The organism is Kitasatospora terrestris (genome assembly GCF_039542905.1).
In the GTDB taxonomy this organism is placed as follows: Bacteria; Actinomycetota; Actinomycetes; order Streptomycetales; family Streptomycetaceae; genus Kitasatospora; species Kitasatospora terrestris.
Window position 1 is genome coordinate 6098571 of record NZ_BAABIS010000001.1, and the last position, 23133, is coordinate 6121703.

General features: G+C 72.4%; 18 protein-coding genes and 1 pseudogene. 15 read left to right on the top strand and 4 right to left on the bottom strand.

Annotated elements, in window-relative coordinates; translation table 11 throughout:
• Window positions 1-214: 214 nt before the first annotated feature.
• The 6 genes from ABEB06_RS27985 (at window position 215) to ABEB06_RS28010 (ending at window position 7042) form a co-directional block, all read left to right on the top strand.
• Window positions 215-2200 carry an APC family permease gene (locus tag ABEB06_RS27985; RefSeq protein WP_345702013.1) on the top strand — a complete coding sequence of 662 codons (1986 nt, stop codon included), beginning with the start codon at window positions 215-217 and terminating at the stop codon, window positions 2198-2200.
• 295 nt (window positions 2201-2495) lie between these two features.
• Entirely contained in the window at window positions 2496-2585 is a 90-nt protein-coding gene (kdpF, locus tag ABEB06_RS27990) for a K(+)-transporting ATPase subunit F (RefSeq protein WP_345699661.1), read from the top strand.
• Window positions 2586-2587: 2 nt separating this feature from the next.
• A complete protein-coding gene (gene kdpA / locus ABEB06_RS27995; RefSeq protein ID WP_345699662.1) occupies window positions 2588-4249 on the top strand; it encodes a potassium-transporting ATPase subunit KdpA in 1662 nt (553 codons plus the stop codon).
• Window positions 4249-6288, top strand: a complete 2040-nt coding sequence (gene kdpB / locus ABEB06_RS28000; RefSeq protein WP_345699663.1) for a potassium-transporting ATPase subunit KdpB — start codon at window positions 4249-4251, stop codon at window positions 6286-6288. The genes kdpA and kdpB overlap by 1 nt, the downstream gene beginning before the upstream one ends.
• A gap of 14 nt (window positions 6289-6302) precedes the next feature.
• A complete protein-coding gene (kdpC, locus tag ABEB06_RS28005) occupies window positions 6303-6920 on the top strand; it encodes a potassium-transporting ATPase subunit KdpC (protein ID WP_345699664.1) in 618 nt (205 codons plus the stop codon).
• Complete coding sequence (locus ABEB06_RS28010; protein WP_345699665.1) at window positions 6917-7042, top strand: hypothetical protein; 126 nt, start codon at window positions 6917-6919, stop codon at window positions 7040-7042. The genes kdpC and ABEB06_RS28010 overlap by 4 nt, the downstream gene beginning before the upstream one ends.
• A gap of 17 nt (window positions 7043-7059) precedes the next feature.
• Here ABEB06_RS28010 and ABEB06_RS28015 read toward each other — a convergent pair whose 3' ends face one another.
• The 4 genes from ABEB06_RS28015 to ABEB06_RS28030 all read right to left on the bottom strand — a co-directional run bounded on the left by ABEB06_RS28015 (window position 7060) and on the right by ABEB06_RS28030 (window position 10189).
• The gene (locus tag ABEB06_RS28015; protein WP_345699666.1) at window positions 7060-7857 is read right to left on the bottom strand and encodes a MerR family transcriptional regulator; all 798 of its coding nucleotides are present in this window, start codon (window positions 7855-7857) and stop codon (window positions 7060-7062) included.
• A gap of 297 nt (window positions 7858-8154) precedes the next feature.
• Complete coding sequence (locus tag ABEB06_RS28020; protein WP_345699667.1) at window positions 8155-9075, bottom strand: hypothetical protein; 921 nt, start codon at window positions 9073-9075, stop codon at window positions 8155-8157.
• Window positions 9072-9599 (bottom strand): SigE family RNA polymerase sigma factor, encoded by a 528-nt coding sequence (locus ABEB06_RS28025; protein ID WP_345702014.1) that lies wholly within the window; start codon window positions 9597-9599, stop codon window positions 9072-9074. Before ABEB06_RS28025 ends, ABEB06_RS28020 begins: the two co-directional genes overlap by 4 nt.
• Before the next feature lie 131 nt (window positions 9600-9730).
• A complete protein-coding gene (locus tag ABEB06_RS28030; RefSeq protein ID WP_345699668.1) occupies window positions 9731-10189 on the bottom strand; it encodes a GNAT family N-acetyltransferase in 459 nt (152 codons plus the stop codon).
• 44 nt (window positions 10190-10233) lie between these two features.
• Here ABEB06_RS28030 and ABEB06_RS28035 point away from each other — a divergent pair, with 44 nt between their 5' ends.
• From ABEB06_RS28035 to ABEB06_RS28075, 9 genes and pseudogenes are all read left to right on the top strand, one after another.
• On the top strand, window positions 10234-10881 hold the full coding sequence (locus tag ABEB06_RS28035) for a LysE family translocator (protein ID WP_345699669.1): 648 nt from the start codon (window positions 10234-10236) through the stop codon (window positions 10879-10881).
• A 310-nt stretch (window positions 10882-11191) separates the two neighbouring features.
• A complete protein-coding gene (locus ABEB06_RS28040) occupies window positions 11192-12529 on the top strand; it encodes an MFS transporter (RefSeq protein WP_345699670.1) in 1338 nt (445 codons plus the stop codon).
• 207 nt (window positions 12530-12736) lie between these two features.
• Window positions 12737-13726 carry a LacI family DNA-binding transcriptional regulator gene (locus ABEB06_RS28045; RefSeq protein WP_425559807.1) on the top strand — a complete coding sequence of 330 codons (990 nt, stop codon included), beginning with the start codon at window positions 12737-12739 and terminating at the stop codon, window positions 13724-13726.
• Between the two features lie 823 nt (window positions 13727-14549).
• Window positions 14550-16238, top strand: a pseudogene (locus ABEB06_RS28050) (ribulokinase); the annotation flags it as partial.
• Window positions 16239-16401: 163 nt separating this feature from the next.
• A complete protein-coding gene (locus tag ABEB06_RS28055; RefSeq protein ID WP_345699672.1) occupies window positions 16402-17073 on the top strand; it encodes an L-ribulose-5-phosphate 4-epimerase in 672 nt (223 codons plus the stop codon).
• A gap of 14 nt (window positions 17074-17087) precedes the next feature.
• On the top strand, window positions 17088-18596 hold the full coding sequence (gene araA / locus ABEB06_RS28060; protein ID WP_345699673.1) for an L-arabinose isomerase: 1509 nt from the start codon (window positions 17088-17090) through the stop codon (window positions 18594-18596).
• A 101-nt stretch (window positions 18597-18697) separates the two neighbouring features.
• Window positions 18698-19795 (top strand): aldose epimerase family protein, encoded by a 1098-nt coding sequence (locus ABEB06_RS28065; protein ID WP_345699674.1) that lies wholly within the window; start codon window positions 18698-18700, stop codon window positions 19793-19795.
• A gap of 29 nt (window positions 19796-19824) precedes the next feature.
• Window positions 19825-21315, top strand: coding sequence for a family 43 glycosylhydrolase (locus ABEB06_RS28070; protein ID WP_345699675.1), 1491 nt, complete (start codon window positions 19825-19827; stop codon window positions 21313-21315).
• Between the two features lie 115 nt (window positions 21316-21430).
• Window positions 21431-22870 (top strand): family 43 glycosylhydrolase, encoded by a 1440-nt coding sequence (locus tag ABEB06_RS28075; protein WP_345699676.1) that lies wholly within the window; start codon window positions 21431-21433, stop codon window positions 22868-22870.
• The last annotated feature ends 263 nt before the right edge of the window (window positions 22871-23133 follow it).

A 23133-nucleotide genomic window follows, 5' to 3' on the forward strand; every position in this document is an offset into this window, starting at 1 on the left:
ATCTGGGTTCGGGCGTCTCGGGCCGGTGATATTAGCGATTCCTTAACGCCGGCCTCCCCGGCCTGTCGGCGGGCTCGTCCACCTGCTCCGACCTGCGGAAACGTGCCGATGGGCGGGGGTGGACGGTCCACTTGTCGATTCGCCCGGGGCGCCTACTCTCGCTGGGGTGTTCAACGTGCCCCAGGCGCTCAAGCGCCTCGTGATCGGCAAGGCCATGCGCAGCGAGGAGCTGGGCGAGACGCTGCTGCCCAAGCGGCTGGCGCTGCCGATCTTCGCTTCCGACCCGCTGTCCTCGGTGGCCTACGCGACCGGCGAGATCCTGCTCGTCCTGACCGTGGGCGGCACCGCCTTCCTGTACCTGACGCCGTGGGTGGCGGCGGGTGTGGTCGCGCTGATGGCGGTGGTGGTGATGTCCTACCGGCAGGTGGTGCACGCCTACCCGTCGGGCGGCGGCTCGTACGAGGTGGTGTCGAAGAACCTCGGTCCGGGCGCGGGTCTGGTGGTGGCGGCGTCGCTGCTGGTCGACTACGTGATGACGGTGGCGGTGTCGGTCGCCTCGGGCGTGGACAACATCATCTCGGCGTTCGGCGGACTGGCCGGCTACCGGGTGGGGCTGGCGCTGTTCTTCGTGGCGGTGCTGACCGCGATGAACCTGCGCGGGGTGCGGGAGTCGGGGCGGGCGTTCGCCGCGCCGACGTACCTGTTCATCGGCGGCATCCTGCTGATGGTGGTGACCGGCCTGGTGCGGGTGGTGTTCGGGGACGATCCGCAGGCGCCGACCGCCGCCTTCGGGATCCACCCGGCCGAGGGCGGGGACAACCTGGCGGGCCTGGGCCTGCTGATGCTGGGCCTGCGGGCGTTCGCCTCGGGCTGCACGGCGCTGACGGGCGTGGAGGCGATCTCCAACGGCGTGCCCGCGTTCCGGGCGCCGAAGTCGAAGAACGCGGCGTCCACGATGAGCGCGATGGGCATCGTCGCGGTGCTGATGTTCGTCGGCGTCACCGTCCTCGCGATGACCTCGCACGTGCACTACGTGGACGACGCCTGCCAGTTGAGCGGCCTGCCGGGCGACTGCGCGGCGTACACCCAGCAGACGGTGATCGCGCAGCTGGCGTCGACCTTCCTGGGCGGTGACGGCAGCGTGCTGTTCTACTTCATCCAGGCGGCGACGGCGCTGGTGCTGATCCTGGCCGCGAACACGGCGTTCAACGGCTTCCCGCTGCTGGCGTCGATCCTGGCCCAGCACCGCTACCTGCCGCGGCAGATGCACACCCGGGGCGACCGGCTGGCGTTCTCCAACGGCATCATCGCGCTGGCGGTGGTGGCCGGCGGACTGCTGTGGTTCTACAAGGCGGACGTCACCAGCCTGATCCACCTGTACATCCTGGGCGTGTTCACCTCGTTCACGCTGTCGCAGGTCGGCATGGTCCGGCACTGGAACCGCACGCTGGCGAGCGAGTCCGATCCGGCGGTGCGGGCGGGTGCGCAGCGCTCGCGGGTGATCAACGGGCTGGGGGCGGTGACGACCGCGCTGGTGCTGGTGATCGTGCTGATCACCAAGTTCACCCAGGGTGCGTGGCTGGCGGTGCTGGCGGCGGGGCTGCTGTGGCTGATGATGCGGGGGATCCGCCGGCACTACGACGCGGTCTCGGCGGAGCTGGCGGTGGAGGATCCGCGGGCGGAGTCGGTCAGGCCGTCGAAGGTGCACGGCGTGGTGCTGGTCTCCAAGCTGCACAAGGCGACGCTGCGGGCGCTGGGTTACGCGGAGGCGTTCCGTCCGGACACCCTGGAGGCCCTCACCGTCGCGGTGGAGCAGGACGCCACGGACGAACTGCGCGGCCAGTGGGACGCGTACGGGATCGAGGTGCCGCTGAAGGTCCTGGACTCGCCGTACCGGGAGATCACCAAGCCGGTGGTGAGCTACGTGCGCGACTACCGGCGCAGCAGTCCGCGCGAGGCTGTGGCGGTCTTCATCCCGGAGTACGTGGTCGGCCACTGGTGGGAGCACCTGCTGCACAACCAGTCGGCGCTGTGGCTGAAGTCCCGGCTGCTGTTCACCCCGGGCGTGATGGTGATCAGCGTGCCCTGGCAGCTCGCCTCCGCCCCGCGGGCCGACCGGCCGGCCCGCCGCGCCCCGGGCGCCGCGCGGCGCGGAGAGCCCGCGCAGACCCGCGCCGAACGCGAACCCGAGCGCGTCTGACCCGACGGTTCGGGCCCCCTTCGACGCCCCGGACGGCACCCGCCGACCGGGGCGTCGGCGTGTCCGGACCCGGGCGCCGTCAAGGGGGCGTCAAGGGCGGCGGCCTCGCCGTAAGGGGCGCGTCAGGACCGCCGATACGCCCGTGACCTGCTGATTGGCTGCTGCTGCCGGTACTTCCACCGGCGCAGATCCGTCCAGTTGGTGGAGCGATAGCCATGCTCGATCTCGTCTTCGTCGGCATCACGGTCGCCGTGTTCGCCGTCATCGCCCTCATCGCGCGGGGGGTCGAGAAGCTGTGAGTGCCGACAACATCGCAGGTCTCGTCGTCGCCGTCGCCCTCGTCGGCTACCTCGTCCTCGCACTGCTCCACCCGGAGAAGTTCTGACCATGGACTCGACCCTCACCGGGTGGCTGCAGGCCCTCGCCCTGGTCGGCGCCCTGGCCCTCTGCTACCGCCCCCTGGGCGACCACATCGCCCACCTGCTGATGTCCCCGAAGCACCGGAGAGCCGAGAAGGGCCTCTACCGACTGGTCGGCGTCGACGGCGACGCCGACCAGCGCTGGCCCGTCTACCTGCGCTCGGCGCTGGCCTTCTCGGCCCTGTCGGTGCTGTTCCTGTACGGGCTGATCCGCCTCCAGACGCACCTGCTGCTGTCGCTGGGTGTCCCGGAGACGGCCCCGCACCAGGCGTGGAACACCGCGATCTCCTTCACCACCAACACCAACTGGCAGTCGTACAGCGGCGAGGCCGCGATGGGCCACCTGGTGCAGATGGCGGGCCTGGCGGTGCAGAACTTCGTCTCCGCGGCCGTCGGCATCGCGGTGATGGCCGCGCTGATCCGCGGCTTCACCCGCAACCGCACCGACCGGGTCGGCAACTTCTGGGTCGACCTGACCCGGATCGTGCTGCGCCTGCTGCTGCCGCTCTCGATCGTGTTCGCGCTGGTCCTGGTGGCCAACGGCGTGATCCAGAACTTCCACGGCTTCCACGAGGTCGCGACCCTGACCGGCGGCACCCAGGCGGTCCCGGGCGGCCCGGTGGCCTCCCAGGAGGTCATCAAGGAACTCGGTACGAACGGCGGCGGCTTCTTCAACGCCAACTCCGCCCACCCCTTCGAGAACCCGACCGGCTTCACCAACGGGCTGGAGGTCTTCCTGCTGCTGGTCATCCCGTTCGCCCTGCCCCGGACCTTCGGCCGGATGGTCGGCGACCACCGCCAGGGCTACGCGGTCGTCGCCGTGATGGGCCTGTTCTGGGTGGCGTCCGTGGCGCTGATCACGCTGGCGGAGTTCCAGCACTCCGGTACGGCGCTGAGCGCCGCCGGTGGTGCGACGGAGGGCAAGGAACAGCGCTTCGGCATCGCCGCCTCCAGCCTGTTCGCGGCGTCCACGACGCTGACCTCGACCGGTGCGGTGAACTCCTTCCACGACTCGTTCACGCCGTTCGGCGGCGGGCTGACGGTCTTCAACATGATGCTCGGCGAGATCGCGCCCGGCGGCACCGGCTCCGGCCTGTACGGCATGCTGATCCTCGCCATCGTCGCCGTCTTCGTGGCGGGCCTGATGGTCGGCCGCACCCCCGAGTACCTGGGCAAGAAGCTCGGCGGCCGGGAGATGAAGTTCGCCTCCCTCTACATCCTCACCACCCCCGCCATCGTGCTCATCGGCACCGGAGTGGCGATCGCCCTGCCCGGCGAGCGGGCGGGCATGCTCAACTCCGGTGCGCACGGCTTCTCCGAGGTCCTGTACGCGTTCACCTCGGCGAGCAACAACAACGGCTCGGCGTTCGCCGGCATCACCGTCAACACCGCGTGGTACGACACGGCGCTGGGTCTGGCGATGGTCCTCGGCCGCTTCCTGCCGATGGTGTTCGTCCTCGCGCTGGCCGGCTCGCTCGCCAGGCAGCAGCCCGTCCCGGCGAGCGCGGGCACGCTGCCCACCCACAGGCCGCTGTTCGTCGGACTGCTGGCGGGCGTGGTCCTCGTCGTCGTCGGCCTCACCTACTTCCCGGCCCTCGCGCTCGGGCCGATCGCGGAAGGTCTCCACTGATGTCCAGCACCCTTGTCGACCCCAGGCTGATCATCGCCTCCCTGCCGGACGCGGTGAGGAAGCTCGACCCCCGGGTGATGGTCAGGAACCCGGTCATGTTCGTCGTGGAGGTCGGGTCCGTCGTCACCACGGTCGCCGCGATCGCCGACCCGTCGGTCTTCGCCTGGGCGATCACCGCCTGGCTGTGGCTGACCACCGTCTTCGCCAACCTGGCCGAGGCGGTTGCCGAGGGCCGGGGCAAGGCCCAGGCCGACACGCTGCGCAGGGCCAGGACGGAGAGCGTCGCCCGGCGCCTGGTCGACTGGCCCGGCTCGCGGGCCGAGGAGGAGGTGGCGGGCACCGCGCTGCGGCTCGGCGACCACGTGGTGGTCGAGGCCGGACAGGTCATACCCGGTGACGGCGACGTGGTCGAGGGCGTCGCCAGCGTCGACGAGTCGGCGATCACCGGAGAGTCCGCGCCGGTGATCCGCGAGTCCGGCGGCGACCGCAGCGCGGTCACCGGCGGCACGAAGGTGCTGTCCGACCGGATCGTGGTCAGGATCTCCTCGGAGCCGGGCAAGACCTTCATCGACCGGATGATCGCCCTGGTCGAGGGCGCGGCGAGGCAGAAGACCCCGAACGAGATCGCGCTCAACATCCTGCTGGCGTCCCTCACGATCGTCTTCCTGATCGCCGTGGTGACCCTGCAGCCGATGGCGACCTACGCGGGAGCCCCGCAGTCGACGATCGTCCTGGTCGCGCTGATCGTCGCGCTGATCCCGACCACCATCGGCGCGCTGCTCTCGGCGATCGGCATCGCCGGTATGGACCGCCTGGTCCAGCGCAACGTGCTCGCCATGTCCGGCCGCGCGGTCGAGGCCGCCGGCGACGTCGACACCCTGCTGCTCGACAAGACCGGCACCATCACCCTCGGCAACCGGCAGGCCGCAGAGTTCCTCCCCGCCGCCGGCGTGGAGACCGGTGAACTCGCGGACGCGGCGCAGCTGTCGTCGCTGGCGGACGAGACCCCCGAGGGCCGCTCCATCGTGGTCCTCGCGAAGACCGGGCACGGTCTGCGAGCCCGCGCCCGGGGCGAGTTGGCGCACGCCACCTGGGTGCCGTTCACCGCCCGGACCAGGATGTCCGGTGTCGACGTGGACGGCCGGCAGGTCCGCAAGGGCGCGGCCGGGTCGGTCGCGAACTGGGTCACGGAGCAGGGCGGTTCGGTCGGCGCGGACGTGGCGCAGCTGGTCGACGGGATCTCCGCGTCCGGTGGCACCCCGTTGGTGGTGGCCGAGCAGCGGAACGGGGCGTCGCCGCGCGTCCTGGGCGTCGTCCACCTCAAGGACGTGGTCAAGGAGGGCATGCGCGAACGCTTCGAGGAACTGCGGCGCATGGGCATCAGGACCGTCATGATCACGGGTGACAACCCGCTGACCGCCAAGGCGATCGCGGAGGAGGCGGGCGTCGACGACTTCCTCGCCGAGGCCACCCCCGAGGACAAGATGGCCCTGATCCGCAAGGAACAGGAGGGCGGCAGACTGGTCGCGATGACCGGCGACGGCACCAACGACGCCCCCGCCCTCGCCCAGGCCGACGTCGGCGTCGCCATGAACACCGGCACCATGGCGGCCAAGGAGGCCGGCAACATGGTGGACCTCGACTCCAACCCGACCAAACTGATCGAGATCGTCGAGATCGGCAAACAACTCCTGATCACCCGCGGCGCGTTGACCACCTTCTCGATCGCCAACGACGTCGCCAAGTACTTCGCGATCATCCCGGAGATGTTCGCCGGCGTGTACCCGGGCCTCAAGCACCTGAACATCATGGGCCTGCACAGCCCGCAGTCCGCGATCACCTCGGCGATCGTCTTCAACGCCCTGGTCATCATCGGCCTGATCCCGCTCGCCCTGCGCGGCGTCACGTACCGTCCGTCCGGGGCGAGTTCGCTACTGGCCCGCAACATCGGGATCTACGGGCTCGGCGGCCTGATCGTCCCGTTCGTCGGCATCAAGGCGATCGACCTGATCGTCCAGTTCATCCCCGGCCTGAGCTGAGAGGGGCCAGACCCATGCCCACCATCGTGCGCACCCACCTCACCGCGATGCGGATGCTGCTGGTGATGACCGTGATCCTCGGCATCGCCTACCCGCTGCTGGTCACCGGCATCAGCCAGGTCGCCTTCGCCGACAAGGCCGACGGTTCGATCGTCACCTCGGACGGCAAGGAGGTCGGGTCCAGCCTCCTCGGCCAGAGCTTCGACCTGCCGAAGCAGAACCCCGACGACGCGAACGAGGAGGCGAAGCCGGACCCGAAGTGGTTCCAGCCGCGCTTCTCCGCCGGCTCCTACGACCCGAAGGCCTCCGGTGCCTCCAACCTCGGCCCGAACGACGAGAAGCTGACCGCGGCGATCCGGGACCGCCGGGCCGCGATCGCCGCCTTCGACGGTGTCGACCCGGCCACCGTCCCGGCCGACGCGGTCACCGCCTCCGGGTCCGGTCTCGACCCGCACATCTCCGTCGCCTACGCGAAGGAACAGGTCCAGCGGGTGGCCAGGGAGCGCGGCCTGCCGGCCGAGAAGCTGGAACAGCTGATCGAGAAGTGCACCGAGGGCCCGTCACTGGGCTTCCTCGGACAGCGGGGCGTCAACGTCGTCCTGCTCAACAAGGCCGTCGGCGAGGCCGGATGACCGCTGCCCCGGCCCGGCCCGGCCGCCGGCCCGGGCCGGCCCCCGCCGACGGGCCGCTCGACGCCCGCACCCCGCGCGAGCGCGAGGCCCTGCGCCTGGCCGCCGAACACCGATCCCCGTGAACCCGCGGCCCGGGCGGTCAGCGGTGGGGCCCCGCCGCCCCGCGGAACTCGATCCGGGCCGCGTTGGCGCGGATCGCCTCGCGCAGGAAGGCGTCCAGCCCCGGCCGCTGCTCACCGGGCGGGACGACCAGGGCGAAGGCGCGGGCGTCCTCCACGTAGTCGTCGGCGATCCGGCGGTGCACCTCGGGCGGGCAGTCGTTGAACCAGCGGACGATGTGCTGCCGGTGCTCCTCGGCGAGCTCCAGCGCCGCCGCGCCGTCCGCCGGGGCATCCGCGTCGAACGCGGCGAGCAGCGCGGCCCGCCAGGACGCCGCCTCGGCCATCAGCTGCCGCCAGTCCTCCTTGGTGTGGGCGGCGGCCCGGGCCAGCGACTCCCGGTGGTGCTCGCTGTCCGCCCACTTGAGGTGGGCGTCGGTGGCGTAGCTGAGGTCGAACGCGACGTCGCCGAAGACCTCGAACCGCTCCTCCGGGCCGAGTTCGACACCGGTGCGCTGCAGCTCGATGGCCCGCTCGGCGACGTCGACCAGCTTCTCCAGCCGGGCGATCTGCCCGCGCAGCTCGTCGCGCCGGCGCCGGAGCTGGTCCAGCGCGTCGGCCCGCGGGTCGTCCAGGATCGCCGCGATCTCCTCCAGCGGGAAGCCGAGCTCCCGGTAGAACAGGACCTGTTGCAGCCGGGCCAGGTCGGCGCCGCTGTACCGGCGGTACCCGGCGGCGCTGCGCTCGCTGGGCACCAGCAGCCCCGACCTGTCGTAGTGGTGCAGGGTGCGCACCGTGACGCCCGCGAACCCGGAGACCTGCCCGACCGAATAACTCATCGCTCCACCTCTCGTTCCGCCCCCACCCTCGACCCTGACGCGGGGTCAGGGTCAACTCGGGCGGAGCGGAGGGCGGCCGCGTGACGGAGGTGCCCGGCCACGGTGGGGGTCGCGGCCGGGCGGTCGGTGGGGGACTGTCCCGTCGGGCGGGACCGGTGCGTCCTGCGCACGGTTCCACCTTCCAGTTGCCGCCGGGCCGGTAAAGGTTGCCGCGGGATCCGAGAAATTTTTCCGGCGGCTTCAGGACCCCGTGCCGGAGCCTCCGCCGGGCCCTCCTCCGGGCCCGTCAGGTCGCCCTCAGGGCGCGGGGGCGAACCCCTCCCACGCCGGTGCCGGCCCCAGGCCGACCGCCGCCTCCACGTGGTAGCCGTCGCCGCTGTACTGCCGGTCGGCCGCGTGGGTGTACTGCCCGGCGAACACGTACGCCCCGGGGGGCAGCGTGACGCCGGACCGCAATGCCCAGCGGTACACCAGGTACCCGCCCTCCTCCCGGGCCGTGAACACGAAGTCCCCGTCCGAGCGGGACTGCCAGTGCCCGGCCTCGGCGACGCCGGGGGTGAGGGCGATCCGCAGGTCGACCCCGAGCACGGTCAGCGGCTCGTCGGTCCGCACCGTGACGTTGTTCTGCGCCCAGTAGTCGTTGCTGGTCGGGTCGACCACGCCGTCCGACCGCAGCGGGCCGTCGTGCGTCCCGGCACCCCCGCCGGCGCCGCCGCCGACCCGGGGCGAGGAGGACGAGGTCGTCCGGGAGCGCTGCTGCGTCGAGGAGGCGGACGGCGGTGGCGACGCGGGGCTGCCCGTGGCGCCGGCACCGGCCGCGGCCGAACCGGTGGTCTGCGGCGACGGCGAGGACTGCGGTCCGGTGGGCTCGGAGGGCGGGGCCGGGGCCGGGGCGGTCGAGGTGTCCGGCGCGGGGGAGGGGGTGCCGGGCGCGAGTGCGGTGCGCACCGGCTGCGGGGCGGGGGACTGCCCGATCGCGGCCACCGCGAACCCGCCCGCGACGGTCACGCCGATGGTGGCCGCGGCGGCCATCGCGGCCTTCGGCCACCACGGCAGGGAGGCCGCCCGGCGGCGGCCCGGCTCCGCGTCCGGCCGCTGCACGCCGCGTTCGACGCGGGCGAGGATCCGGGCCCGGTCGGGGCGGTGGGCCTCGGCGGCGCCGCGCAGCAGGGCGGTCGTCTCGGGCGGCGAGGACGGCTGCTTCCGGTCGTCTGTCACCGGCTCCCCCTTCCGGCCAGGTGCCCGGCGGCTCGTGGGCCGAGCAGCAGCTGGAGTTCGGCCAGCCCCTTGGAGGTCTGGCTCTTCACCGTACCGACCGAGATCCGCAGTTGTTGCGCGGTCTCGCGTTCGGACAGGTCGAAGGCGTGTCGCAGCACCACGCAGGCCCGCTTGCGGAACGGCAGTCGGGCGAGCGCGGCACGGACGTCCATGATCGCTGCCACGTCCGGACCCTCGACCGGTTCCGGGAAGCGCGACCAGAACAGCATCGTCCGCCGCCGCTCCCGGACCAGTCCGCGGATCCGCGCGCGGGCGAGGTTGACCACCACGCCGCGGGCGTACGCGAGCGGCTGGTCGGCCTGCCGGACCCGGTCCCAGCGGTGCCACAGCACCACCAGGGCATCGGCGGCGAGGTCGTCCGCGGCGTCCGTCTCACCGGTCAACAGATGGGCGAGACGGGCGAGTTCGGCGTGGTGGCGTTCGAAGAAGTCGTGGAACTCCGCGGACGCCTCGTCGAGGATGATGTCCGTGGTACGGCCTCTTCCGGGGGTGCGAACGTTCGTCCGTGAACGTTCTCAGGTCAGCGCGGGCGGCGGTAGCGTAGCAGTGATGTTCACGCAGGTGGACCCCCTGTGCACCCGTCAGTTCGACCGGATCACAGGGCTGCTGGGGAGACCGGCGCCCGGAGCATGAAGACGTCGACCGGGTCCTCGGAGGTCAGGGCGAAGCCGTGCCGCTCGTACAGGCGGCGGGCCGGGCTGCCCTGCAGGACGTTCAGCCGCACCGGCCGCCCCGCCCGGTCGCAGTCGGCCAGCAGCCCGCGCAGCACCGCGCCGCCGACGCCCCGCCCCTGCTGCCCGGCCGCGAGGTAGAAGTGCTCCAGCCAGTGCCCGTCCTCGGCCGGCCGCAGCGCCACCGAACCGGCGAGCCGCCCCTCCACCTCGATCACCCAGGTGTGCGCCGCGACGAACCCGTCCCGGAACCGCTGCCGCACGCGCGCCCCGTCGTAGCGGCCGAGCCGCTCCAGGTCCGGCCGCATCACCTCGGCGCGGAGCTCGGCGATCGGCTCCACGTCCGCGGCGGTGGCGGGACGGAGCGTCCACGTGGTGGTCATGGGCAATTCCTTCCGACGGTTCTGTTGACCTACGATGCCGAGCCATGGCAATGAGCACTGCGCTGTGGTCGTTCGCCCTCGTCGTGGGGCTCCTGACACTGACACCCGGCCTCGACACGGCCCTGATCCTGCGCACCGCCGCGCTCGGCCGGCGGCGGCGCGCCCGCGGCGTCGTGCTCGGGATCCAGACCGGCACCCTCCTGTGGGGCGCGGGCGCCTCGCTCGGGGTGACCGCGCTGCTGACCGCCTCCCGCCTCGGGTACGAGGCGCTGCGCTGGGGCGGGGTCGCCTACCTGGTGTGGATGGCGGCCCGGATGGTCCACGGCAGCTTCCGCGGATCCCCGCAGCACGGCACCGACGGCAGCGACGACCGTGACGGCAGCGACGACCGTGACGGCTTCGCGGCCGGTTGGCGGCAGGGTACCCTCACCAACCTGCTCAACCCCAAGGTGGGGGTGTTCTACGTGGCCGTACTACCGCAGTTCATCCCGGCCGGGGCACCGCACTTCACCACCGGCCTGCTGCTGACCTGCGTGCACGTCGTGCTCGGCGTGCTCTGGTCGGCCGTACTGATCGCCTCCGCCGCCGCACTCGGCGCCCGGCTGCGCCGCCCCCGGGTCCGCCGCCTGCTCGACCGCATCACCGGCACGGTGGTCGCGGCATTCGCCGTCAAACTCGCCCTCGGCGACTGACCCGCACTCAGCCCCCGGCAGCCCGGGCACCACCGCCACGCTCCGCCGACCCGTTCCACCGCTTCGGACCGCTGCCGCGCTCTGCTCTGCTCGGCTCGGCCGACTGCTCCGCCGCTCCGCAGCGCTGTTCCGCTCCGCCGCCCGAGCCTCGACGCACTGGCCTGCCGATCCGCCCCGCTGCTTCGCCCCGCTGCTTCGCCCCGCTGCTTCGCCCCGCTGCTTCGCCCCGCTGCTTCGCCCCGCCGTCCTGTGACGATCTCCCGGTCGCCCGGGCGGCGCGCACCCGCTTCCCACCGAGACCGGACGTGACATGACCGCCAAGCCACCGGCCGACCCCGGCTCCGCACCCGCCCCTGCTGCCGCATCCGACCGTGCCCGGGCACAACAGCACACCCTGCGCGTGCTGGTCGCCTCGCAGGTGCTCAGCGGCGCGGGCCTCGCCGCCGGAGTGACCGTCGGGGCGCTGCTCGCGCAGGACATGCTGCACTCCACCGGACTCGCCGGCCTGCCCAGCGCCCTGTTCACCGCCGGCTCCGCCCTCGCGGCGGTCGCCGTCGGCCGGATCTCCCAGGCCCGCGGCCGCCGGCCGGGCCTCGCCGCCGGCTACCTGGCCGGAGCCGTCGGCAGCGCGGGCGTGATCACGGCGGCGGTCCTGGACAACGCCGTGCTGCTCTTCGCCGCCCTGTTCGTCTACGGCGCCGGCACGGCCACCAACCTCCAGGCCCGCTACGCGGGTGCCGATCTCGCCGATCCGAACCACCGGGCCCGCGCGGTGTCCACCGTGCTGGTCGCGACCACCCTCGGCGGTGTGCTCGGTCCGAACCTGGCCGCGCCGACCGGCCACCTCGCCGGGGCGTTCGGCATCCCGCACCTCGCCGGGCCGTTCCTGCTGTCCGGCGCCGCGTACGCGCTCGCCGCGCTCGTCCTCGCGCTGCGCCTGCGCCCGGACCCACTGCTGCTCGCCCGCACCTTCGCCGAGGCCGAGGCCGAAGCCGCGGCCTCGGACGGCCCCTCCCCGCGGAGCACCGTCGGCACCCGCACCGGCACCGGCACTGGTACGGGCTTCGAGAACGGCGACCCGCGGGGCGTGCTGGTGGGCGCGCTGGTCATGGTGCTCACCCAGCTGGTGATGGTGGCGATCATGACGATGACCCCGGTGCAGCTGCACGACCACGGGCACGGCACCGCCGCGACCGGCCTGGTCATCGGCATCCACATCGGTGCGATGTACCTGCCCTCGCCGATCACCGGCCGGCTGGTCGACCGGTACGGGCGCCGCCGGCTGGCCGTCGCGTCCGGAGTGGTGCTGCTGGTGGCCGGGTTGCTGGCGGCGCTCGCCCCGGCCGACTCGGTCGCCCTGCTCGCGCTGGCCCTCGCCCTGCTCGGCATCGGGTGGAACCTCGGCCTGGTCTCCGGGACGGCGATCGTCACCGACACCGTGCCGTTGGCCACCCGCGCCCGGACGCAGGGTCTGGTCGACGTCTCGGTCGCGCTGGCCGGTGCGACCGGCGGCATGGCGTCGGGACTGGTGGTCGCCGCGACGAGCTACCCGGTCCTGGCGGTGGCGTGCGGGATCCTCGCGCTGGGCGTCCTGCCCGCCGTTGCCGCCTCCAGCGTCGCCGGCCCGCGCACGGCGCACGGCGGATGATCCCGCCCCTGCCCGCCGACGATGCGGCCGCCGTCGGGCGGAAGATCGGGGCCGGCCGATTGTTAACGTGAACATATACGCTGGACTGAGTGGACATGAGACAGTGGCACCGCCGCGCACCCAACGTGGCGGACGGTCGGACCGGGGCACCAGAGGGGGCTGCGCGTGGGAACTGAAGCGGTCGGTACGGATGCGCGCCTGCCGGTGATGGCGGATGTCGCCAAGCTGGCCGGCGTCTCCCACCAGACGGTGTCCCGGGTGCTCAACGGCGCCCCGCACGTCCGGCCGGGCACCCGGGAGAAGGTGTTGGCCGCGATCCGCGAGCTCGACTACCGCCCGAACTCCGCTGCCCGCGCCCTGGTCACCCGCCGCTCCCAGACCCTCGGCGTGGTCAGCTTCGACTCCACCCTGTACGGTCCCGCCTCCATGCTCGACGGCATCGAGCGGGCCGCCCGCACCGCCGACTACTTCGTCAGCGTCGCCAGCCTGCGCTCGCTGGACAGCCGCTCCGTCCAGGAGGCCGTCGACCGGCTGCGCGACCAGGGCGTGGAGGGCGTCGTGGTGATCGCGCCGCAGATCTCCGCGGTCAGCGCGGTCGCCAAGCTCTCCAGCTCGGTGCCGGTCGTCGCGGTCGGTTCCGGCAGCCAGGCCCGGGTGCCGATGGTCTCGGTCGACAACCGGGCCGGCGCCGAGGCCGCCACCCGGCACCTGCTCGACCTCGGCCACCGCACCGTCCACCACCTCGCCGGGCCGTCCGGCTGGATGGAGAGCCGCGACCGCCAGGACGGCTGGCGGCAGACCCTGGAAGCCGCCGGGGCGCACGTCCCACAAGCGGAGAGCGGCGACTGGAGCGCCCGCTCCGGCTACGAGGCGGGGCGCCGGATCGCCCAGGACCCCGAGGTCAGCGCCGTCTTCTGCGCCAACGACCACATGGCGCTCGGACTGCTGCGCGCCCTGCACGAGGCGGGCCGCGCGATGCCCGGCGACATCAGCGTGGTCGGCTTCGACGACATCCCCGAGGCGGCGTACTTCACCCCGCCGCTGACCACCGTCCGCCAGGACTTCGGCGAGCTCGGCCGCCGCGCCCTCGAACTCCTCCTGGAGGAGCTCGCGGGCGTCACCCACACCCGCAGCCACGTCCAGATCTCCCCGGAGATGGTCCTCCGCCGCAGCGCCGGCCCGGCCCGCCGGGACTAGGTCTGTCTTTCGGATCATGCCGGGCGGGCGCCGCCGGGGCACACCTGGGCGACCTGGCCCCGGAGCCGGTGGCGCTTCCGGGTGCGGAGCGGCATCCGGTCCTGGCGATTGCCGGGGCCGGTCTCCTCGCCGTCCACTCCGCCCGGTGCGCCGCCGGGGCCTCGACGCCGCGTGGGTGGACGCTCGACGGTGTCCGCCGCGGTGCGGACGTCGAGGAGACGGCCGCGATCACGGCGGTGGCCGACCACCGGGTGCGGGGTGTCCGGCGCGCGCTGACGGCACACTGACGTTCACCGACCTGGGGACCGGACTGCCGCTCGACCGCCCGCCACTGCTGCCGAACCCGGCGACGGCGCTCGCCGCGTTGCCGACCGCGTGTCCGGCTGACCGCTTCGGTCGCATCGGCGCAAACTCCTTTCAGGGATTCTGAGTTGACGGTGCAGCAGGAAGTCGGGTGAGGCGGTCGGGATGGGGAAGCGGGGTGGGAGGGCCTTGCCCGGCTGAATGATGAGCGCTGACAGCGCCTCGACGCCACCCGCCGCACCTGACGCCTCCGGCAGCGTCCACTGCGGCACCTGGACCTTTCGGTGGTGGCACGGGTGCCTTGACAGGGGAAATGTGAGCGCTAACAATCCTGTGTGACCCCGCCGGGTCCACCGGCCCCCGCTTCTCCGGGCGGCCCCGAGCGGTTCCCGTTCCGCTCCTTCGGAGGGTGAGTGCGGCGGAACATTTGCCGGCCGCCGGCGCCGCAGTGCTGCGGGACCGCCGGCGGTCGGCGCCCCACCCTCCGTCCCGCTCCACCCGATGCACCGAGGAAGAGACAGTGACCGTGACCTTCTCCCGAGACCAGGCGAGTGGACCGGAGAGCTATGTGGTCGGTATCGACTTCGGGACTCTGTCGGGCCGTGCGGTGGTGGTGCGGGTCCGTGACGGCGAGGAGCTGGGTACCGCCGTGCACGCCTATCCGCATGCGGTGATCGAGGAGCGGTTGCCCGGTTCGGGTTTGCGGCTGCCTCCGGATTGGGCGTTGCAGCATTTCGAGGACTGGCGTGAGGTGTTGCGCGAGGCCGTTCCGGCGGCGGTGGCGGCGGCGGGTGTCGACCCCTCTGCGGTGGTCGGTGTCGCGACGGATTTCACGGCGTGCACGGTGTTGCCGGTGCTGGCGGACGGCACGCCGCTTGCCGAGCTTGCGCAGTGGGCGGGTCGTCCGCATGCCTGGCCGAAGTTGTGGAAGCACCATGCGGCGCAGGGGCAGGCGGACCGGATCAATGCGCTGGCCCGTGCGCGGGGTGAGAAGTGGATCCACCGCTACGGCGGGAGGATCTCCGCGGAGTGGCAGTACGCCAAGGCGTTGCAGGTGCTGGAGGAGGACCCGGCCGTCTATGCGGCGTGCGAGCGGTGGATCGAGGCGGCGGACTGGATCGTGTGGCAGCTCACCGGTGCCGAGTCCCGCAATGCCTGCACGGCCGGGTACAAGGGGATCCATCAGGACGGCTCCTATCCGAGTGAGGAGTACCTGGCGGCCCTGCACCCGGGTTTCGCGGACTTCGCCCGGACCCGGCTGGAGCATCCGCTCGCGCCGCTGGGCTCGCGGGTCGGGTCGCTGACCGCCCAGGCCGCGGCCTGGACGGGCCTGCCGGAGGGTATCGCGGTGGCCGCCGGGAACGTGGACGCGCACGTGGCGGCGCCGGCCGCGCAGGCGGTGGACAACGGCCGGCTGCTGGCCATCATGGGCACCTCCACCTGCCACGTGGTCAACGGCCCCGCGCCGGCGGAGGTCCCCGGTATCTGCGGTGTGGTCGAGGGCGGCATCGTCGCCGGCGCCTGGGGTTACGAGGCCGGGCAGAGCGCGGTCGGCGACATCTTCGCCTGGTGGCTGCGCCAGGGCGTGCCCGCCGACTACCTGGCCGAGGCGCAGGCGCGCGGCGAGGACCTCCACCAGCTGCTGACCCGCAAGATCGCCGACCAGCCGGTCGGCGGCCACGGCCTGGTCGCGCTGGACTGGATGAACGGCAACCGCTCCACCCTGGTCGACCACCACCTGTCCGGCGTGATCGTGGGCCTGACCCTGGCCACCCGCCCCGAGGAGATCTACCGCGCCCTGCTGGAGGCCACCGCCTACGGCACCCGCGTGATCGTCGAAGCACTCGAGGCCGGCGGCGTGCCGGTCACCGAGTTCGTGGTCACCGGCGGCCTGAAGAAGAACACCCTGCTCATGCAGATCTACGCGGACGTGCTGCGCCGGCCGGTCTCGCTCGCGCTCTCCGAGCAGGGCCCGGCGCTGGGCTCGGCGATCCACGCCGCTGTCGCGGCCGGCGCCCATCGGGACGTGCGGGCCGCCGCCGCGGCGATGGGCCGGGTCGAGCGCGCCGCCTACCGGCCCGACACCGCCCGCGCGGACGCCTACGACGCGCTGTTCGCCGAGTACCGGGCCCTGCACGACCACTTCGGCACCGGCCCCGACAAGCAGCTCCACCGCCTGCGCCGCATCCGCAACGCGGCACTGACCGCACCCACCGCCCCGACCGTACCCACCGCACCGGCCGCACCCACCGCACCGGCCGCACCGGCCGCACCGGCCGCACCCACCGCACCGGCCGCACCGGCCGCACCGGCCGCACCGGCCGTGCTGGTCGCCCCGTCTGCCCCGACCGACAGCGAGGACTGACACACCCATGAGCGACACCATTGAACTGATTCGCCGTCAGGTGAGTGATCTGCATCAGGAGCTGGTCCGTTACGGGCTGGTGGTGTGGACGGCGGGGAACGTGTCCGCGCGGGTGCCGGGTGAGGACCTGATGGTCATCAAGCCCAGCGGTGTGTCCTACGACGAGCTGACGCCGGCGAGCATGATCCTGTGCGATCTGGACGGCAATGTCGTGGAGGGTGAGCATTCGCCGTCCTCGGACACGGCCGCGCACGCCTACGTGTATCGCGCGATGCCCGGGGTGGGGGGTGTGGTGCACACCCATTCCACGTATGCCAGTGCCTGGGCCGCCCGGGGTGAGGCGGTGCCGTGCGTGCTGACCGCGATGGCGGACGAGTTCGGCGCGGAGATCCCCGTCGGCCCGTTCGCGTTGATCGGTGACGACTCGATCGGCCGGGGCATCGTGGACACCCTGACCGGTCACCGCTCGCCGGCGGTGCTGATGAAGAGCCACGGCGTGTTCACCATCGGAGCGGACGCGAAGGCCGCGGTGAAGGCCGCGGTGATGTGCGAGGACGTGGCCCGCACCGTGCACATCTGTCGCCAGCTGGGCGAGCCGGTGCCGATCGCGCAGGCCGACATCGACCACCTCAACCACCGCTACCAGCACGTCTACGGCCAGCAGCCCGCTGCCCGCTAAGGAGCCGAACCCCGATGACCCACGCATTCGCAGGCCGCGAGATCTGGTTCCTCACCGGCAGCCAGGGCCTCTACGGCCAGGACACCCTGCGCCAGGTCGCCGACCAGTCCCGCGCCATCGCCGACCAGCTGGACGCCGATCCGGCCGTGGCGGTGCGGATCGTCTGGAAGCCGGTCCTCACCGACGCCGACGCGATCCGCCGGATCTGCCTGGACGCCAACGCCGACGACACCTGCATCGGCCTGATCGCCTGGATGCACACCTTCTCCCCGGCGAAGATGTGGATCGCCGGCCTGGACGCGCTGCGCAAGCCGCTGCTCCACCTGCACACCCAGGCCAACCGTGAACTGCCCTGGTCCACCATCGACATGGACTTCATGAACCTGAACCAGGCCGCCCACGGCGACCGCGAGTTCGGCTTCGTGCAGGCCCGCCTCGGTGTTTCCCGCAAGACCGTCGCCGGCCACGTCTCCGACCCGACCGTGGCGCGCCGGGTCGGCGCCTGGGCCCGCGCGGCCGCCGGCCGCGCCGAACTCGCCACCCTGCGCCTGGCCCGGTTCGGCGACAACATGCGCGACGTCGCCGTCACCGAGGGCGACAAGGTCGAGGCCCAGCGGCGCTTCGGCGTCTCCGTCAACACCTACGGCGTCAACGACCTGGTCGCCGCCGTGGACGCGGTCGCCGACGCCGCGGTCACCGAGCTGGTCAAGGACTACGACCAGCGCTACCGTCTGGCGCCCGAGCTGCGCCCCGGTGGCGAGCGGCACGCCTCGCTGCGCTACGCGGCCCGGATCGAGGCCGGCCTGCGGGGCTTCCTTCAGGAGGGCGGCTTCGGGGCGTTCACCACCAACTTCGAGGACCTGGGGGGCCTGCGCCAGCTTCCGGGGCTGGCGGTCCAGCGGTTGATGGCCGACGGCTACGGCTTCGGCGGTGAGGGCGACTGGAAGACCTCGGTGCTGCTGCGGACCCTGAAGACGGTCGCCTCCGGCCTGCCCGGTGGCACGTCCTTCATGGAGGACTACACCTACCACCTGGAGCCGGGGCGGGAGGTGATCCTGGGCGCGCACATGCTGGAGGTCTGTCCGTCGATCGCCGCCGCGGTGCCGTCGTGCGAGGTGCACCCGCTGGGGATCGGCGGCCGGGAGGACCCGGTGCGGCTGGTCTTCGACGCCGAGCCGGGCCCCGCGGTGGTGGTCGGTCTGGCCGACATGGGCGAGCGGTTCCGGCTGGTCGCCAACGAGATCGACGTGGTCGACCCCGCGGAGCCGCTGCCCGCCCTGCCGGTCGCCCGCGCGGTCTGGAAGCCCCGCCCGGACCTGCGGACCTCCACCGAGGCGTGGCTGACCGCCGGCGCGCCCCACCACACGGTGCTCTCCCGCGCCGTGGGCACCGAGGAACTGGAGGACCTCGCCGAGATGCTCGCCACCGAGCTGGTGGTGATCGACCAGGACACCAGCATCCGCCGCTTCACCCGCGAACTGCGCTGGAACCAGGCCTACTACCGCCTCGCCCAGGGCTTCTGACGCAGACCGTCCCCGAGCCCCCGCCGGGGGCTCGGGGCGCTGCCCGGCGGGGCGGCTGCGCCGCCGGGTGCCGACCGTCCCACCCGAGAGGTGTTGCACCGATGATGATCCGCCAGGAAGCGCCGTGGCAGCTGCCGGACGGCAGCGAGGTCGAGCGCTGGGTGTTCGGCGCCGAGGACGGCGTGCGGGCCGAGGTGCTGGGCCTCGGCGCGCGGCTGCAGGCGCTGCACGCGCCGGACCGCGACGGCCGGCTGGCCAACGTCGTGCTCGGCGCCCGGGGCCCGGCCGAACTGCTCGGCGGTGCCTGCTACTTCGGTGCGACCGTGGGGCGCTTCGCCAACCGCGTCGCCCGCGGCGAGCTGCCGCTCGACGGCGCCGTGCACAAGCTGGCGAGCCAGCGCAACGGCCACACCCTGCACGGCGGCCCGGACGGCTTCGCCACCCGCCGGTGGGAGGGCGAGGAGGTCCGCGACGAGGACCGCGTCGGCGTCCGGTTCACCCTGCACAGCCCGGACGGCGACCAGGGCTTCCCCGGCGCCGTCCGGGCCTCCGTGACGTACCTGCTGGACCGCGACGGCGCGCTGAGCATCGACTACACGGCGGTGACCGACGCCCCCACCGTGGTCAACCTGACCAACCACGCGTACGTCAACCTGGCCGGCGAGGGCGTCGGCCGCATCCTGGACCACCTGATCCGGGTGGAGGCCGACCACTACCTGCCGGTGGACAGCGAGCTGATCCCGTTCGGGCCGCCCGAACCGGTCAGCGGCACCCCGTTCGACCTCACCCGGCCGGCCGGGCTGGGCGGCAGGCTGTCCGCACCGCACCCCCAACTCTGGCTGGCGGGCGACGGTTTCGACCACAACTGGGTGCTCCGGGCGAACGGCACCGGCCTGCGCCGGGTGGCCACCCTGTGGCACCCGGGCAGTGGCCGCCGGCTCGACTGTCTGACCACCGAGCCCGGACTGCAGGTGTACACCGGCAACCAGTTCGACGGCTCGCTGACCGGCCCGGGTGGCGCGCCCTACCCCGCGTACGCGGGCATCGCGCTGGAGGCCCAGCACTTCCCCGACTCGCCGAACCATCCCGAGTACCCCTCGACCGTGCTGCGGCCCGGCGATGAGTACCGCTCCAGCACGGTCTACCGGTTCTCGGTGGACCGTGCCGAGGACCCCGAGACACCAGATTGTGAGCGTTGACCGAGCAACTTCCCCCGAAGGGACCGCGCGTGACCCCCACCCGTTCGCGTACCTGGCTCGCCCTGTCGGTGGCCGCCCTCTTCGCCCTGCTGTGCAGCTCCCTCGCGGTGCCCGCGCAGCCCGCGGCGGCGGCGGCCGCCGGCCGCACGTACACCAACCCGATCAAGTCGCAGAAGGGTGCCGACCCGTGGCTTGAGTACTACAGCGGCAACTACTACCTGGTGACCACGTCCTGGACCTCCGAGATCACCATGCGCAGGTCGCCGACGCTGGCCGGTCTGGCGACCGCGCCGAGCGTGCGGGTGTTCAGCGACAGCAACCCCAACCGCTGCTGCAACATCTGGGCACCGGAGCTGCACTTCTTCAACAACCATTGGTACCTGTACTACGTCGCCGGCCAGAACGTCGGCGACTACGGGCCGACCCAGCGCCTGCACGTCGCCGAGAGCGCCGGTACCGACCCCATGGGCCCGTACACCTTCAAGAACGACCTCGCCGCGCCGGGCACCGACACCTGGCTGATCGATGGCAGCGTGCTCCGGGTGAACGGCTCGCTGTACCTGCTCGGCAGCGCCTTCGGCGGCGGCACCCAGAACCTGGTCATCGCGCCGATGTCCAACCCGTACACGGTGAGCGGCGCGCTGAGCGTGATCTCCACCCCCACCTACAGCTGGGAGAAGTCCGGCGCCGCGGTCAACGAGGGCCCGGAGCCGCTCTACCACAACGGCAAGACCTTCATCGTCTACTCGGCGAGCTACTGCACCACCGCCGACTACAAGCTCGGCCGGCTCGAACTCACCGGCAGCAACCCGCTGCTCGCCTCCTCCTGGACCAAGAAGTCCACGCCGGTCTTCCAGCGCGACGACGCCGCCGGCGTCTACGGGCCCGGCCACAACGGCTTCTTCACCTCCCCGGACGGCACCGAGAGCTGGATCGTCTACCACGCCAACGACTCCGCCTCCGGCGGCTGCGACAACAACCGCACCACCCGCGCCCAGAAGTTCAGCTGGAACGCCGACGGCACCCCGAACTTCGGCGCCCCGGTCGCGCTCGGCACCTCGCTGGCAGGGCCGTCCGGTGAGACCGCGACCACCCCGACCAGCTACACCCTGGTCAACCGCAACAGCGGCAAGTGCCTCGACCTGGAGAACGGTTCGGCCGCCGACGGCGCCAACATCCGGCAGTGGTCCTGCAACGGCGCCGCCGCGCAGAAGTGGCGGATCGAGGACCGCGGCGACGACACCTCCCGGCTGGTGAACGTGGCCGGCGGCAAGGTGCTGGACACCGCCGACTGCTCGACGGCCGACGGCGCGGACCTGCGCCAGTGGTCCTGGCTGAACAACGCCTGCCAGCGCTTCCGCCTGGTGGTCAGCGACCAGGGCGGCTGGGTGCGCCTGGTCAACGCCAACAGCGGCAAGGTCGCCGACGTCGCCGGCTGCTCCACCGCCGACGGCGCGGACGTCCGCCAGTGGTCCTGGCTCGACAACGCCTGCCAGCAGTGGCAGCTCACGGCCGGTTGAGGCGTGTCCTTCGGCGGCGCCGGGCGGTCGCCGCCCGGCGCCGCCGATGCACACACCTCAACGACGCCCGCTGATCCGACGTGATCCGGAAGACACGCCCAGGAGACCCCACCCGATGAAGCGCACACTCCCGCTCGCCGCTGCGGCCGCCGTCCTCGCCGCCCCGCTGCTGCCCGCTCCCGCCGCGCAGGCCGCCGTTCCCGCCTCGCCCGCGGTCGGCTACAGCAACCCGCTGATCAACCAGCGGGCGGACGCCCAGATCTACAAGCACACCGACGGCTACTACTACTTCACCGCCACCGTCCCCGAGTACGACCGGATCGTCCTGCGCCGTGCCACCACCATCCAGGGCCTGGCCGGTGCCCCCGAGACGGTGATCTGGACCAAGCACGCCAGCGGCGCGATGGCCAACCACGTCTGGGCGCCGGAGATCCACTACATCGGCGGCAAGTGGTACGTCTACTTCGCGGCCGGCGACTCCGCCGACCAGTGGAAGATCCGGATGTACGTGCTGGAGTCCTCCTCCGCCAACCCGCTGACCGGCGGCTGGACGGAGAAGGGGCGGATCGCCACCCCGATGGACTCCTTCTCCCTGGACGCCACCACCTTCACGGTCAACGGCGTGCGTTACCTCAGCTGGGCGCAGAAGGACCCGGCGATCGCCACCAACTCCAACGTCTACATCGCCAAGCTGAGCAACCCCTGGACCATCTCCGGCACCCCGGTGCGGCTGACCGTGCCCACGTACGGCTGGGAGACGGTCGGCTACAAGGTCAACGAGGGCCCGGCGCTGATCCAGCACGGCGGCAAGGTCTTCCTGACCTACTCGGCGTCGGCCACCGACAGCAACTACTGCCTGGGCATGCTGACCGCCTCGGCCACCGCGGACCTGCTCGACCCGGCGGCGTGGACGAAGAGCACCTCGCCGGTGTTCGCCGGCAACGCGGCCACCTCGCAGTACGGGCCGGGGCACAACCAGTTCACCGTCTCCGAGGACGGCAAGAGCGACATCATGGTCTACCACGACCGCTCGTACAAGGACATCACCGGCGACCCGCTGAACGACCCGAACCGCCGCACCCGGGTGCAGAAGGTGTACTGGAACGCCGACGGCACGCCCAACTTCGGCATCCCGGTGGCCGACGGCGCCACTCCGATCCGGCTGTCCTCGTACAACTACCCGACGTACTTCGTCCGGCACTGGGACTACCGGGCGAAGCTGGAGCCCGACGTCGCCAACCTCGCCGACTCCCAGTTCCGGACCGTCACCGGCCTGTCCGGCAGCGGCACCGTCTCGCTGGAGTCCGCCAACTTCCCCGGCTACTACCTGCACAGCAGGAACGGCGAGGTGTGGGTGGAGAAGAACGACGGCACCACCGCCTTCAAGGACAGCGCCAGCTTCTACCAGCGGTCGGGCCTCGCGGATGCCGCCGGGGTGAGCTACGAGGCGTACAGCAGCCCCGGCCAGTACCTGCGGCACTACGAGTACCTGCTGTACACCCAGCCGGTCACCACCGCGCTCGCCCAGCAGGACGCCACTTTCTACCGGCAGTGACGACCCCCACCCCCGACCCCCCACCCCCGAGCCCCCACCCCCGGCCCGGCCGCCCCCGTGCGGCCGGGCCGGCACCCTCGCGCACGGCGGCACCGAGGTGCCCGTTCCGGTCGACTTCCCCGACCGCCATCTGCGGCAGAGCAGCTACGACGTGGTCCGACTGCCGCAGTAGAAGTACGGACGGCCCGGTGGAGCGGTTCCACCGGGCCGTCCTCGTCGCGACCACAGGTCCGGCTACGCCGGAGGCCCCCGTCCGTAGACGG

Bases quoted from the DNA above. Each gene is read 5' to 3' on its own strand.
- ABEB06_RS27985 (WP_345702013.1), top strand. From the start codon at position 215: ATGCGCAGCGAGGAGCTGGGCGAGACGCTGCTGCCCAAGCGGCTGGCG.
- kdpA (WP_345699662.1), top strand. From the start codon at position 2,588: ATGGACTCGACCCTCACCGGGTGGCTGCAGGCCCTCGCCCTGGTCGGC.
- kdpB (WP_345699663.1), top strand. From the start codon at position 4,249: ATGTCCAGCACCCTTGTCGACCCCAGGCTGATCATCGCCTCCCTGCCG.
- kdpC (WP_345699664.1), top strand. From the start codon at position 6,303: ATGCCCACCATCGTGCGCACCCACCTCACCGCGATGCGGATGCTGCTG.
- ABEB06_RS28010 (WP_345699665.1), top strand. From the start codon at position 6,917: ATGACCGCTGCCCCGGCCCGGCCCGGCCGCCGGCCCGGGCCGGCCCCC.
- ABEB06_RS28015 (WP_345699666.1), bottom strand. From the start codon at position 7,857: ATGAGTTATTCGGTCGGGCAGGTCTCCGGGTTCGCGGGCGTCACGGTG.
- ABEB06_RS28030 (WP_345699668.1), bottom strand. From the start codon at position 10,189: ATGACCACCACGTGGACGCTCCGTCCCGCCACCGCCGCGGACGTGGAG.
- ABEB06_RS28035 (WP_345699669.1), top strand. From the start codon at position 10,234: ATGGCAATGAGCACTGCGCTGTGGTCGTTCGCCCTCGTCGTGGGGCTC.
- ABEB06_RS28040 (WP_345699670.1), top strand. From the start codon at position 11,192: ATGACCGCCAAGCCACCGGCCGACCCCGGCTCCGCACCCGCCCCTGCT.
- ABEB06_RS28045 (WP_425559807.1), top strand. From the start codon at position 12,737: ATGGCGGATGTCGCCAAGCTGGCCGGCGTCTCCCACCAGACGGTGTCC.
- ABEB06_RS28055 (WP_345699672.1), top strand. From the start codon at position 16,402: ATGAGCGACACCATTGAACTGATTCGCCGTCAGGTGAGTGATCTGCAT.
- araA (WP_345699673.1), top strand. From the start codon at position 17,088: ATGACCCACGCATTCGCAGGCCGCGAGATCTGGTTCCTCACCGGCAGC.
- ABEB06_RS28065 (WP_345699674.1), top strand. From the start codon at position 18,698: ATGATGATCCGCCAGGAAGCGCCGTGGCAGCTGCCGGACGGCAGCGAG.
- ABEB06_RS28075 (WP_345699676.1), top strand. From the start codon at position 21,431: ATGAAGCGCACACTCCCGCTCGCCGCTGCGGCCGCCGTCCTCGCCGCC.